This is a genomic window from Streptomyces sp. 130 (assembly GCF_007096885.1).
GTDB lineage: Bacteria > Actinomycetota > Actinomycetes > Streptomycetales > Streptomycetaceae > Streptomyces.
Window position 1 is genome coordinate 1 of the sequence record NZ_VJNO01000050.1, and the last position, 12,409, is coordinate 12,409.

The following is a 12,409-nucleotide window of genomic DNA, read 5'->3' on the forward strand; positions in this document are numbered from 1 at the left end:
CAGGACCTCCACGAGATCTACGAGGGCGAGGTGCGCTACGCCCGCGACGCCTTCGAGGGCCTGCGCCTGATGGACGCGCTCATCGCCGTCAAGCGCGGCGTCCCCGGAGCCACCCTCCCCGAACTGAAGCAGCGCCGCGTCCCCAAGCGGGACACCGCCGTCCTGGAGGTGAACGAGCCGGAGGAGGGCGTCCGCTCCGACGTCTCCGTCACCAACCCGGTCCCCACCCCGCCGTTCTGGGGCAGCCGGGTCGTCAAGGGCATCCAGCTCAAGGAGTACGCCTCCTGGCTGGACGAGGGCGCCCTGTTCAAGGGGCAGTGGGGCCTCAAGCAGGCCAGGGCCGGCGACGGACCCACGTACGAACAGCTCGCCGAGAGCGAGGGACGCCCGCGGCTGCGCGGCCTCCTCGACCGGCTCCAGACGGACAACCTGCTCGAAGCGGCCGTCATCTACGGCTACTACCCCTGCGTCTCCAAGGGCGACGACCTGATCCTGCTCCACGAGGACGGCTCCGAGCGGACCCGGTTCACCTTCCCGCGCCAGCGCCGCGGCCGGCGGCTGTGCCTCTCGGACTTCTTCCGCCCCGAGGAGTCCGGCGAGACGGACGTCGTGGGCCTCCAGGTCGTCACCGTCGGCTCCAGGATCGGCGCCGAGACCGCGAAGCTCTTCGAGGCCAACGCCTACCGCGACTACCTGGAGCTCCACGGCCTCTCCGTGCAGCTCGCCGAGGCCCTGGCCGAGTACTGGCACGCCCGGGTCCGCTCGGAGCTGGGCTTCGCGGGGGAGGACCCGGCGGACGTCGAGGACATGTTCGCCCTGAAGTACCGGGGCGCGCGCTTCTCGCTCGGCTACGGCGCCTGCCCGGACCTGGAGGACCGCGCCAAGATCGCGGACCTGCTGCGGCCGGAGCGGATCGGCGTCCACCTCTCCGAGGAGTTCCAGCTGCACCCCGAGCAGTCGACCGACGCGATCGTCATCCACCACCCCGAGGCGAAGTACTTCAACGCGCGGTAGGACTCCGTTCGACGCGTCGTAGCCGATCACGTCGTACACTGGTCGGTCCAGCGCAGGCCGGTCGCCCATCCTCCGGGACGGGCGGCCGGCCTTCTCGTCCCTCATGGAAGGTGTGCCGGATGACCAGTACGGTTCCCGCGTCCCTGACCCGCACGGCCAAGGGCGCTGCCCTCCGGGCCGTCTTTCTCGACATGGACGGCACCCTGGTCGACACCGAGGGCTTCTGGTGGGACGTCGAGGTCGAGGTCTTCGCCGGCCTCGGCCACCGGCTGGACGAGGCGTGGCGGGACGTGGTCGTCGGCGGGCCCATGTCACGCAGCACCGGATACCTCATCGAGGCGACCGGCGCGGACATCACCCTCGACGAGGCCGCCGTACTGCTCAACGACCGGTTCGAGAAGCGCATCGGCAACGGGGTGCCGCTGATGCCCGGCGCCGCCCGCCTCCTCGCCGAACTGCACCGCCACGAGATCCCCACCGCCCTGGTCTCCGCCTCGCACCGCCGCATCATCGACCGCGTCCTGGACTCGGTGGGCCACCACCACTTCGCGCTCACCGTCGCCGGCGACGAGGTCACCCGCACCAAGCCGCACCCCGAGCCGTACCTCACCGCCGCGCGCGGCTTCGGCGTCGACCCCCGGCTCTGCGCCGTCATCGAGGACACCGCGACCGGGGTGGCCGCCGCCGAGGCCGCCGGCTGCCGGGTGGTCGCCGTGCCCTCGGTCTCCCCGATCGCGCCCGCCGAGGGCCGGGTGGTCGTGGGCTCACTCGAAGAAGTGGACCTCGCATTCCTCCGAGGGCTCATCAACTGAATGCGCCGGAAACGGCACCGAGAGTATTTCTGTGAATGAACGGAAAAGCTCTCGGGGCGGCCGTGCGGATAAACGGTCCGCGCGCCCGGGTCCGGCATTCCGGAGCGCGCCCGCTAAGGTCTCCTCCCTGAAGCGATGAGGGAGAACGGCCACCATGAAAAGCAAGACCCTGGTGCTGCCGGCCGTCGCGGGCCTCCTGGCGCCCGTGCTCGCCGGCTGCGGCGCGGCGGACGGCGGCGCCACCGGGAGCAACGCCGGCGCCGTCGTCGTCGGCACCACGGACCGGATCGCCGCCTCCGCCGGGGCCTCCGCCCCGCTCGACCCGGCAGTCGGCTATGAAGCGGGCGTCTGGAACGTCCTGCGGCAGACCGTGCAGACCCTGCTGGCCGCCCCGCGCGGCGGTGGCCTCCCGGTCCCCGAAGCGGCCCGGAGCTGCGGTTTCACGGACCGCGAGAGCGAGAGCTACCGCTGCCGGCTGCGCGCCGGACTCACCTTCGCCGACGGCACCCCCGTCACCGCCGACGACGTCAAGTACTCCCTCGACCGGGTGCGGCGCATCAAGTCCGCGAACGGGCCCGCCGCCCTCCTCGACAACATCGACACCGTCGAGACCACGGGCACCCGCGAGGTCGTCTTCCACCTCAAGACCCCCGACGCCACCTTCCCGTACAAGCTCGCCACCCCGGCCGCCGGAATCGTCCCGCGCGACAAGTACCCCGCGAATTCCGCCCGCAGCGGATTCCAGGTGGACGGCTCGGGGCCGTACACCATGAAACCGGGAGTGGAATCCGGGCGGGTTGTGAAAATCTCCTTCACCAGAAATCCCCATTACCGGGGGAGCTACGAGGTGCGGAACGAATCCGTCGAACTCGATCTCTTCCCCGACGCCGCCGCCATGGGCGAGGCGTTCGACGCCGAGAAGCTCGACATGATGGCCCGCACCGTCTCCGCCGACCGGGTCCGGCGCATGCTGGCCAAGCCCGAGGACGGGGTGCGGCTCACCGAGATGCCCGGACTCGCCATCAGCTACCTCGGCTTCGACACCGACGAACCCGCCCTCCGGAACAGGGCCGTCCGCCAGGCCATCGCCCAGGTGGTCGACCGGGGCGCGATCGCGGGCCAGGTCTACGGCACCACCGTCGAACCGCTGTACTCACTCATCCCGAGCGGGATCACCGCCCACGACAACGCGTTCTACAGCACCTACGGCGAACCCAGCGCCGCCAAGGCCGCCGCCCTCCTCGAGAAGGCCAAGGTCCCCACCCCCGTACGCTTCACGCTGCACTACACCGACGACCACTACGGCCGGGACACCGCCACCGAGTTCCGGGCGCTGCGGAAGCAGCTCAACGACACCGGGCTCTTCGACGTCGCCGTCGAGGGCACCCCCTGGACCCGCTACCGGCCCGCCGAACTCCGGGGCGACTACGCCGCCTACGGCATGGGCTGGTTCCCCGACTTCCCGGACCCCGACAACTACACGGCGCCCTTCCTCGGCCCGGACAACTTCCTCGGCTCGCCCTACACCTCCGACGAGGCCCGGACCCTCATCGCGCACTCCCGCCGCCAGGCCGACCGGGGGGCCGCCACGCCCGCCTTCGAACGGCTCCAGGACATCGTCGCCCGGGACGTGCCCGTCCTCCCGCTCTGGCAGGGCAAGCAGTACGTCGCCTCCCGCGAGGACCTCAGCGGCGTCGAATGGGCGGTCGACTCGGGCGCCGACCTCCACCTCTGGGAACTCGGACGGGGCACCGACTAGGGCCCCCGTCCCGTGTCACTGCTGTGCGCCGGGGCGCACCAGGCCGCTCTCGTACGCGTACACCGCGGCCTGGACCCGGTCGCGCAGACCCAGCTTGGTCAGCACATGGCCCACATGGGTCTTCACCGTCGTCTCGCTGACGAACAGGTCGGCGGCGATCTCCGCGTTCGACAGGCCGCGCGCCACCAGCTTCAGCACCTCGACCTCGCGGTCCGTCAGCGTGTGCAGCGTGTCCGGCACGGGCTCCTCGCCCGACGGGAGATGATCCGCGTACTTGTCCAGCAGCCGGCGCGTCACGCTCGGGGCGAGCATCGCCTCACCGCCCGCCACCACCCGGATCGCCTGCACCAGCTCATCCGCCGGCGCGTCCTTCAGCAGGAAGCCGCTCGCCCCGGCGCGCAGCGCCTCCACCACGTACTCGTCGAGGTCGAACGTCGTCAGCACCAGCACCTTCGCCGGACCGTCCCGGCCCGGGCCGGTGATCTGGCGCGTCGCCTCGACCCCGTCCATCCGCGGCATCCGGATGTCCATCAGCACCACATCGGGCTGGAGCGCGCGCACCTGGTCGAGCGCCTGGAGACCGTCACCGGCCTCACCCACCACCGCGAGATCCCCCTCGGCCTCCAGAATCATCCGGAAGCCCGTGCGAAGCAGCGGTTGGTCGTCGACCAGAAGGACGCGGATAGCCACCAGATCTCCTCAATGCCCGTCGAGGGCCACAGGCCGGCCGGCCTCGGCCCGGACCGGCTCCATTCTGCCCCGGTCATCCTCCGCCGGAGCGGCCGGGCGGACCGTCAGCGGATAGACCGGGGGAGTCCCGCCGAATTCCGGACAGAGCGCCTGATGGTCGCACCAGCCGCACAGCTTCGTCGGACGAGGCCGCCACTCGCCCGTCCGCGTCGCCAGCGAGATCGCCTCCCACAGCGCCAGCAGCTTGCGCTCCACCCGCTCCAGGTCCGCCACGACCGGGTCGTACGTCAGCACGTCACCGCTGCCCAGATAGACCAGCTGCAGCCGGCGCGGCACCACGCCCTTCAGCCGCCAGACCACCAGGGCGTAGAACTTCATCTGGAACAGCGCCCCCTCCGCGTACTCCGGACGCGGCGCCTTCCCCGTCTTGTAGTCCACGATCCGGACCTCGCCCGTCGGCGCCACGTCGATCCGGTCGATCACCCCGCGCAGCCGCAGCCCCGACTCCAGCTCCGTCTCCACGAAGAGCTCGCGCTCCGCCGGCTCCAGGCGCGTCGGGTCCTCCAGCGAGAACCAGCGCTCCACCAGCTGTTCCGCCTGCCCCAGCCACCGCGCCAGCCGCTCTCCGTCCTCGTCCTGCGCGAAGAGCTCGCCCAGCTCCGGCTTCGACTCCAGCAGCCGGTCCCACTGCCCCGGGATCAGCGCCGTCGCCCGGCCGGGCGTGCGCTCCGCCGCCGGATTGTCGAACAGCCGCTCCAGCACCGCGTGAACCAGCGTCCCCCGGGTAGCAGCCTCGCTGGGCTTCTGCGGCAGCTTGTCGATGACGCGGAAGCGGTACAGCAGCGGGCACTGCATGAAATCGCTCGCCCGTGACGGGGAGAGCGAGGAGGGCGGCTGAGGCACCGGCTGGGACGGCGGTGGAACGGAGGTCATGCGAAGACCCTACGACCCGCCACTGACACCGATCGGCATACCATCGACCACAGACCCTCCAACACTGCATCATCGTGGCGAAAGACACCGCGAAGGACATCCGACCGAAGGGACCTCGTGGACGAGAGCGGCGACGGCCGGCGGCCGCAGCCCGGCCCGGCGGGCCCCGGCCCCGGCAAGGGCGCGCCCCCGCGCCGGGACGAGCCCGGAGGCGGCATCCTCATGGGCCGCCCCTTCGGCGTGCCCGTCTACGTCGCCCCCAGCTGGTTCCTGGTGGCGGCCCTGATCACCTGGGTCTTCGGCGGCCAGCTCGACCGGGTCCTCCCCGACCTCGGCGCGGCCCGCTACCTCGTCGCGCTCTTCTTCGCGATCGCCTTCTACGCCTCCGTCCTCGTCCACGAACTCGCCCACACGATCGCCGCCCTGCGCTACAAGCTCCCCGTCCGGCGCATCCAGCTCCAGTTCTTCGGCGGCGTCTCGGAGATCGAGAAGGAGTCCGAGACCCCGGGCCGCGAATTCGTCCTCGCCTTCGTCGGCCCCCTGCTCTCCCTCGTCCTGGGCGGGCTCTTCTACGTACCCCTGCGCTTCGTGGAACGCGGCACGGTCCCCGCCGTCCTGCTCGGCGGGCTGATGATCTCCAACCTCATCGTCGCCGCCTTCAACCTGCTGCCCGGCCTCCCGCTCGACGGCGGCCGCATGCTCAGGGCCGTCGTCTGGAAGATCACCGGCAAGCCGATGAGCGGCACCGTCGCCGCCGCCTGGGTCGGCCGCGCCCTCGCCGTCGTCACGCTCATCGGCCTCCCGCTGCTCACCCGCAGCGGCTCCCTGGGCAACGACGCCGACGAGATCAGCGGCATGGACACCGTCACCGACGCCCTGCTCGCCGCGATCCTCGCCGCCATCATCTGGACCGGCGCCGGAAACAGCCTGCGCATGGCCCGGCTCCGCGAGCACCTGCCCGGCCTCCGCGCCCGCAGCCTCACCCGCCGCGCCGTCCCCGTCGAGGCCGCCACCCCGCTCTCCGAGGCCCTGCGCCGGGCCAACGAGGCCGGCGCCCGCGCCCTCGTCGTCGTGGACGGCACCGGCGAGCCCAAGGCCCTCGTCCGGGAGACGGCCATCGTCGCCGTCCCCGAGCACCGCCGCCCCTGGGTCGCCGTCAGCGGCCTCGCCCAGGACCTCACCGACGGCATGAAGGTCCCCGCCGAACTCGCCGGCGAGGCCCTCCTGGACCGCCTCAAGGCCACCCCCGCGACCGAATACCTCGTCGTCGAGGAGACCGGCGAGATCTACGGCGTCCTCTCCACCGCCGACGTGGAGCGCGCCTTCGTGGCCGCCATGGCCCGCCCCGCCGCCTGACCCCGCGCGCATCCCCGTACATCCGTACGGGCGGCGGTCGGCGGCCCCCGAAACACCGGTACGCTGGTCACATGTCTGAACCGACCGGTGCCGCCCGCCGACGCGGGCCCTTCAAGGTCGGGGACCAGGTCCAGCTCACCGATCCCAAGGGACGCCACCACACCTTCACGCTCGAAGCCGGAAAGAACTTCCACACCCACAAGGGTTCTTTCCCGCACGACGAGCTGATCGGCGCCCCCGAGGGCAGTGTGGTCCGTACCACGGGAAACGTCGCCTACCTCGCGCTGCGCCCCCTGCTCCCCGACTACGTCCTGTCCATGCCCCGCGGCGCCGCCGTGGTCTACCCGAAGGACGCGGGCCAGATCCTCGCCTTCGGCGACATCTTCCCCGGCGCCCGCGTCGTGGAGGCGGGCGTCGGCTCGGGCGCGCTCTCCACCTTCCTGCTCCGCGCCATCGGCGAACAGGGCATGCTGCACTCGTACGAGCGCCGCGAGGACTTCGCCGAGATCGCCCAGCAGAACGTGGAGCGCTACTTCGGCAGCCCGCACCCCGCCTGGCAGCTCACGGTCGGCGACCTCCAGGACAACCTCACCGACACCGACGTGGACCGCGTCGTGCTGGACATGCTGGCGCCCTGGGAGTGCCTGGACGCCGTCTCCAAGGCGCTCGTCCCCGGCGGCATCCTCTGCGCGTACGTCGCCACCACCACCCAGCTCTCCCGGACGGTCGAGTCCATCCGTGAGATCGGCTGCTTCGCCGAGCCGCAGCCCTGGGAGTCGATGATCCGCAACTGGCACGTGGAGGGCCTGGCCGTGCGCCCGGACCACCGCATGATCGGGCACACCGGCTTCCTCGTCACCGCCCGCCGGCTCGCCGACGGCGTAGAGGCCCCGGCCCGTCGCCGCCGCCCCTCCAAGGGCGCCTACGGCGAGGACTACGACGGCCCGGGCGGCCGGAGCGGCTCCTCCCGCGACTGACCCGCGGCAAGGCACCGGCGCCGCCGCCGGGCCCCGGACCGACCCGGGGCCCGGCGGCGGCGCCCCTTGCGCACACGGCCCGGAAGCCCAGGGGCGTCTCGCGCACCCCACCGTTCCGCTGCCGTGTGAGGTGTGGCACGATGCTGGCCACCCCGCACCGCCGACGGACGCACCACAGGAACCACAGGAGACAGCCCGCGTGCAGACCTCCGCGCTCCCGGACCTCGCGCACACCGACACCAGGCCCATGCACTGGCTCGCCACCGCGGCGGCCATGGCCGCCGTCATCGCGGCAGCCGGTCTCCTCCAGCCCGACGACAGCGCCTCGGCCTCCACCCGGCACCGCACCACGGCCCAGCAGCAGCACGAGGACGCCGCCGTCGCCCCCGACCCGGCCGAGGCGGACTTCCCCCTGGAGTGCGGCGACGTCGGCGACACCGTCGCCAAGCAGGCCCCCGGCGACCTCGACGGCGACGGCAGGCCCGAGACCGTCGCGGTGGTCCACTGCGCGGCCGGATCGGGCACCCCGCCCAGCGGCGTCTACGTCCTCACACAGGCGGGCGGGGCCGCGCCCAGGATCGTGGCGACCCTGGTGGACCCCGCCCAGCAGCTGAGCGTCGGCGACTTCACGGTCCGCGACCGCGTCATCTCCGCCACACTCCTCGGCTACTCCTCGTCGTCGGTGCCCTCCTGCTGCCCCGACGAGCAGGAGAAGGTCGCCTGGCAGTGGAAGAACGGGGCGTTCCTCCGCACCAGTGACACGGCCGGGACCGCCCGTTCCGGCGCCTGACGGTCAGGCCGCCTCGGGGCCGTACACCTCGACGCTGTCCGAAACGCGACGCACGTGAATGCAGTCGCCCGGACACTCCTTGGCCGAATCCACCACGTCCTGGAGCAACGGCAGCGGCACCGGCGTGGTCGCGCCCTTGTCCTGCAGCAGCTCGTCGTCCGCGCTCTTCACATACGCCAGACCGTCGATGTCCAGCTCGAACACCTCGGGCGCGTACTGCACGCAGATGCCGTCCCCCGTGCACAGGTCCTGGTCGATCCACACCTCCAGGTCCTGTGCCTCGCCACCGGTGGGAGCGTCCTGCCGCACGGTCATGTCGCCTGCCGTTTCCTGCGTAGCCGGACCGGGAAAGAGCCAGCCCTGACGGGTGTTGAACGCTTCGACGATACAACCGGCCGCTTTCCGATGTTGAGCGGCGGGTATCCCCCTGGGACGGGGGAGAGCGCAAGGGTGAAGATCGGACACACCTCACAGTCTTTGTGATCTAGGGGTTTCAATCACCACCCACGCAGGTAGGGTCAGGAAGCGTCCAGCTCCCCTTGGAGGAGGTGAGGACCGTGGCAGCCCACGACGACGACATCAACCGCGGCATCCGGCCCGGGCGGGGGTCCGACGACCCAGCCGGCCAGGTCGCCTATCTCGAGCAGGAAATCGCCGTCCTGCGACGTAAGCTCGCCGACTCTCCGCGGCATACGAGGATTCTCGAAGAGCGGATCGTCGAGTTGCAGACCAACCTCGCAGGCGTGTCCGCCCAGAACGAGCGGCTCGCCAGCACGCTCCGCGAGGCCCGCGACCAGATCGTGGCCCTCAAGGAGGAGGTCGACCGGCTCGCACAGCCGCCGGCCGGCTTCGGGGTGTTCCTGCAGGCGAACGAGGACGGCACCTGCGACATCTTCACCGGGGGCCGCAAGCTCCGGGTGAACGTCAGCCCCAGCGTCGAACTCGAAGACCTCAGGCGCGGCCAGGAGGTCATGCTCAACGAAGCGCTCAACGTGGTCGACGCCATGGAATTCGAGCGCGCCGGGGACATCGTCACCCTCAAGGAGATCCTTGAGGACGGCGAACGCGCCCTGGTCATCGGGCACACCGACGAGGAAAGGGTGGTGAGGCTCGCCGAGCCGCTGCTGGACATCACCATCCGCCCCGGCGACGCCCTGCTGCTCGAACCCCGGTCCGGCTACGTCTACGAAGTCGTGCCCAAGAGCGAGGTCGAGGAACTCGTCCTCGAAGAAGTGCCGGACATCGACTACGACAAGATCGGCGGCCTGGGCGACCAGATCGAGCTGATCCGCGACGCGGTCGAGCTCCCGTATCTCCACCCCGACCTCTTCAAGGAGCACGAGCTCCGCCCGCCGAAGGGCATCCTGCTCTACGGCCCGCCCGGCTGCGGCAAGACGCTCATCGCCAAGGCCGTCGCCAACTCCCTGGCGAAGAAGGTCGCCGAGGTCACCGGACAGCCCGCCGGCAAGAGCTACTTCCTCAACATCAAGGGCCCCGAGCTCCTCAACAAGTACGTCGGCGAGACCGAGCGCCACATCCGCCTGGTCTTCCAGCGTGCCCGCGAGAAGGCGAGCGAGGGCACCCCCGTCATCGTCTTCTTCGACGAGATGGAGTCGCTCTTCCGCACCCGTGGATCGGGCGTCAGCTCGGACGTGGAGAACACCATCGTCCCGCAGCTGCTCGCCGAGATCGACGGCGTGGAGGGCCTGGAGAACGTCATCGTCATCGGCGCCTCCAACCGCGAGGACATGATCGACCCGGCGATCCTGCGCCCGGGCCGGCTCGACGTCAAGATCAAGATCGAGCGCCCCGACGCGGAGGCCGCGAAGGACATCTTCGCGAAGTACCTCACGCCTTCGCTGCCGCTGCACGCGGACGACCTGGCCGAGCACACCGGCTCGAAGGAAGCCGCGGCGCACGCCATGATCCAGTCGGTCGTCGAGCGGATGTACACCGAGTCCGAGGAGAACCGCTTCCTCGAGGTCACGTACGCCAACGGCGACAAGGAAGTCCTGTACTTCAAGGACTTCAACTCCGGCGCGATGATCCAGAACATCGTGGACCGGGCCAAGAAGATGGCCATCAAGGCCTTCCTCGACCACGGCCAGAAGGGCCTTCGCGTCTCCCACCTCCTCCAGGCATGCGTGGACGAGTTCAAGGAGAACGAGGACCTGCCGAACACCACCAACCCGGACGACTGGGCCCGTATCTCCGGCAAGAAGGGCGAGCGGATCGTCTTCATCCGCACGCTCGTCACCGGAAAGCAGGGCGCGGACACCGGCCGCTCCATCGACACGGTGGCCAACACCGGTCAGTACCTGTAGAAGGCGTACCGGCTGCGGGTGCCCGGCCGGGCACCCGCAGCCGGTTGCTTTCCGGCCAGCCGCGGGCGACACCGCGGCAATGACGACGCAATTGATCTCCCCACCGGCACGCGGGCGTTCTAGGCTCAGGCGTACCACCCGTTCACGCAGCGCGGGACGGGCAGACCGCGCACGCACCGAACAAGCAGCGGTACTTGAGCGCCGCCCCGGAAGGGAGCGCCGCCGGGCAAGGAGGGCCGCATGACCGTACGGCGAGTAATGGGCATCGAGACGGAGTACGGGATCTCCGTCCCCGGACACCCCAACGCCAATGCCATGCTCACCTCGTCCCAGATCGTCAACGCCTACGCGGCGGCGATGCACCGGGCGCGCCGCGCCCGCTGGGACTTCGAGGAGGAGAACCCGCTGCGGGACGCGCGAGGCTTCGACCTCGCCCGTGAGACCGCCGACTCCAGCCAGCTCACGGACGAGGACATCGGCCTGGCCAATGTGATCCTCACCAACGGGGCCCGGCTCTACGTCGACCACGCGCACCCCGAGTACAGCTCCCCGGAGATCACCAATCCCAGGGACGCCGTCCTGTGGGACAAGGCCGGCGAGCGGATCATGGCCGAGGCGGCCGAGCGCGCGGCGCGGCTCCCGGGCGCCCAGCCGATCCACCTCTACAAGAACAACACCGACAACAAGGGCGCCTCCTACGGGACGCACGAGAACTACCTGATGAAGCGGGAGACCCCGTTCTCGGACATCGTGCGCCACCTGACGCCGTTCTTCGTCTCGCGCCAGGTGGTCACCGGCGCCGGACGGGTCGGGATCGGCCAGGACGGCGGCGAGCACGGCTTCCAGCTCAGCCAGCGCGCCGACTACTTCGAGGTCGAGGTCGGCCTGGAGACCACGCTCAAGCGCCCCATCATCAACACCCGCGACGAGCCGCACTCGGACGCCGAGAAGTACCGCAGGCTCCATGTGATCATCGGCGACGCGAATCTCTCCGAGATCTCGACGTATCTGAAGCTGGGCACCACCTCGCTCGTCCTGTCCATGATCGAGGACGGGTTCATCAATGTCGACCTGGCCGTCGACCAGCCGGTGCGCACCCTCCACCAGGTCTCGCACGACCCCGGGCTCCAGCAGCTGATCACGCTCCGCAGCGGCCGGACACTCACCGCGGTGCAGCTCCAGATGGAGTACTTCGAGCTGGGCCGCAAATACGTCGAGGAGCGGTACGGGGCGGACGCCGACGAGCAGACCAAGGACATCCTGAGCCGGTGGGAGGACACCCTGAACCGGCTGGAGAACGACCCGATGAGCCTGGCCGGCGAGCTGGACTGGGTGGCGAAACGGCAGCTCATGGAGGGCTACCGGCGCCGCGACGGCCTGGACTGGGACGCGGCCCGGCTGCACCTGGTGGACCTGCAGTACGCGGACGTACGGCAGGACAAGGGGCTGTACAACCGCCTGGTGGCCCGCGGCCGGATGAAGCGCCTCTTGGACGAGCGCGAGGTCGAGCGGGCCCGTACGGCGCCGCCCGAGGACACCAGGGCGTACTTCCGCGGCCGCTGCCTCGAACAGTACGCGGACGACGTCGCCGCGGCCTCCTGGGACTCGGTGATCTTCGACCTGCCGGGCCAGGACTCCCTTCAGCGGGTGCCCACGATGGAGCCCCTGCGGGGCACCCGGGAGCACGTGAAGTCCCTCCTGGACCGGTGCCGTACGGCACAGGAGCTGGTCCAGGTCCTCTCGGGCGGCTGAGA

The 12,409-nt window shown here is 70.6% G+C and carries 11 protein-coding genes; 8 read left to right on the top strand and 3 right to left on the bottom strand.

The features are described 5' to 3' along the window. The 3 genes from FKN01_RS28950 to FKN01_RS28960 form a co-directional block, all read left to right on the top strand. Positions 1 to 1,014, top strand: a 1,014-nt coding sequence (locus FKN01_RS28950) for a vitamin B12 dependent-methionine synthase activation domain-containing protein (protein ID WP_313906183.1), incomplete at its 5' end; no start/stop codon positions are given. Positions 1,015 to 1,133: 119 nt separating this feature from the next. Next, the gene (locus FKN01_RS28955) at positions 1,134 to 1,826 is read left to right on the top strand and encodes an HAD family phosphatase (protein ID WP_143625621.1); all 693 of its coding nucleotides are present in this window, start codon (positions 1,134 to 1,136) and stop codon (positions 1,824 to 1,826) included. Between the two features lie 154 nt (positions 1,827 to 1,980). After that, on the top strand, positions 1,981 to 3,585 hold the full coding sequence (locus FKN01_RS28960) for an ABC transporter substrate-binding protein (RefSeq protein ID WP_143625622.1): 1,605 nt from the start codon (positions 1,981 to 1,983) through the stop codon (positions 3,583 to 3,585). Positions 3,586 to 3,600: 15 nt separating this feature from the next. Here the strand turns inward: FKN01_RS28960 and FKN01_RS28965 are convergent, their stop codons facing one another. Next, positions 3,601 to 4,275 carry a response regulator transcription factor gene (locus FKN01_RS28965; protein WP_143625623.1) on the bottom strand — a complete coding sequence of 225 codons (675 nt, stop codon included), beginning with the start codon at positions 4,273 to 4,275 and terminating at the stop codon, positions 3,601 to 3,603. A gap of 9 nt (positions 4,276 to 4,284) precedes the next feature. Beyond that, on the bottom strand, positions 4,285 to 5,130 hold the full coding sequence (locus tag FKN01_RS28970) for a PD-(D/E)XK nuclease family protein (protein ID WP_260697060.1): 846 nt from the start codon (positions 5,128 to 5,130) through the stop codon (positions 4,285 to 4,287). A 195-nt stretch (positions 5,131 to 5,325) separates the two neighbouring features. On the opposite strand from FKN01_RS28970, the gene FKN01_RS28975 reads away from it, so the two are divergent. From FKN01_RS28975 to FKN01_RS28985, 3 genes are all read left to right on the top strand, one after another. Beyond that, positions 5,326 to 6,564 carry a site-2 protease family protein gene (locus FKN01_RS28975; protein WP_143625625.1) on the top strand — a complete coding sequence of 413 codons (1,239 nt, stop codon included), beginning with the start codon at positions 5,326 to 5,328 and terminating at the stop codon, positions 6,562 to 6,564. Between the two features lie 71 nt (positions 6,565 to 6,635). After that, on the top strand, positions 6,636 to 7,541 hold the full coding sequence (locus FKN01_RS28980; RefSeq protein ID WP_143625626.1) for a tRNA (adenine-N1)-methyltransferase: 906 nt from the start codon (positions 6,636 to 6,638) through the stop codon (positions 7,539 to 7,541). A gap of 199 nt (positions 7,542 to 7,740) precedes the next feature. Further along, complete coding sequence (locus tag FKN01_RS28985; RefSeq protein WP_143625627.1) at positions 7,741 to 8,331, top strand: hypothetical protein; 591 nt, start codon at positions 7,741 to 7,743, stop codon at positions 8,329 to 8,331. A gap of 3 nt (positions 8,332 to 8,334) precedes the next feature. On the opposite strand, the gene FKN01_RS28990 is transcribed toward FKN01_RS28985, so the two are convergent. Then, positions 8,335 to 8,646 (bottom strand): ferredoxin, encoded by a 312-nt coding sequence (locus FKN01_RS28990; protein WP_143625628.1) that lies wholly within the window; start codon positions 8,644 to 8,646, stop codon positions 8,335 to 8,337. Positions 8,647 to 8,888: 242 nt separating this feature from the next. Here FKN01_RS28990 and arc point away from each other — a divergent pair, with 242 nt between their 5' ends. Both arc and dop read left to right on the top strand, forming a co-directional pair. Further along, the gene (arc, locus tag FKN01_RS28995; RefSeq protein ID WP_073967936.1) at positions 8,889 to 10,655 is read left to right on the top strand and encodes a proteasome ATPase; all 1,767 of its coding nucleotides are present in this window, start codon (positions 8,889 to 8,891) and stop codon (positions 10,653 to 10,655) included. 240 nt (positions 10,656 to 10,895) lie between these two features. Then, positions 10,896 to 12,407 (top strand): depupylase/deamidase Dop, encoded by a 1,512-nt coding sequence (gene dop / locus FKN01_RS29000; RefSeq protein ID WP_143625629.1) that lies wholly within the window; start codon positions 10,896 to 10,898, stop codon positions 12,405 to 12,407. Positions 12,408 to 12,409: the final 2 nt, after the last annotated feature.

Bases quoted from the DNA above. Each gene is read 5' to 3' on its own strand.
- FKN01_RS28955 (WP_143625621.1), top strand. From the start codon at position 1,134: ATGACCAGTACGGTTCCCGCGTCCCTGACCCGCACGGCCAAGGGCGCT.
- FKN01_RS28960 (WP_143625622.1), top strand. From the start codon at position 1,981: ATGAAAAGCAAGACCCTGGTGCTGCCGGCCGTCGCGGGCCTCCTGGCG.
- FKN01_RS28970 (WP_260697060.1), bottom strand. From the start codon at position 5,130: ATGCAGTGCCCGCTGCTGTACCGCTTCCGCGTCATCGACAAGCTGCCG.
- FKN01_RS28980 (WP_143625626.1), top strand. From the start codon at position 6,636: ATGTCTGAACCGACCGGTGCCGCCCGCCGACGCGGGCCCTTCAAGGTC.
- FKN01_RS28990 (WP_143625628.1), bottom strand. From the start codon at position 8,646: ATGACCGTGCGGCAGGACGCTCCCACCGGTGGCGAGGCACAGGACCTG.
- dop (WP_143625629.1), top strand. From the start codon at position 10,896: ATGACCGTACGGCGAGTAATGGGCATCGAGACGGAGTACGGGATCTCC.